This window comes from Pseudomonas sp. PME37.24/006, from assembly GCF_055556635.1.
This window is the reverse complement of record NZ_JBVHNL010000220.1, coordinates 1-253: the sequence shown is the minus strand read 5'-3', so window position 1 is coordinate 253 and position 253 is coordinate 1. Positions and strand designations below refer to the sequence as shown.

The following is a 253-nucleotide window of genomic DNA, read 5'->3' as shown; positions in this document are numbered from 1 at the left end:
CGCCGTCGTCGTCGGCGGTCTGCTCGGACTCGTCGCCGGGTTCTTCGGCGGGCTGGTCGACGTCGTCACGGCGCGCGTCGTGGACGTGCTGCTGGCGATCCCGAGCTTCCTCCTCGCGGTCGTGGTCGTGAGCTCGCTGGGCTTCGAGACCATCAACGCCGCCATCGCCACCGGCGTCTCGGCCGTGGCGGTCTTCGCCCGCGTGATGCGGTCGGAAGCGTTGAAGGTCCGCGGCACCGTGTACGTCGAGGCC

Annotated in this window: 1 protein-coding gene; it reads left to right on the top strand. The window is 71.1% G+C overall.

What is annotated here, in order from left to right:
- Positions 1-253 (top strand): ABC transporter permease subunit (locus ACZ3GY_RS24480; protein WP_465912394.1); only part of this gene is annotated, 253 nt, incomplete at both ends.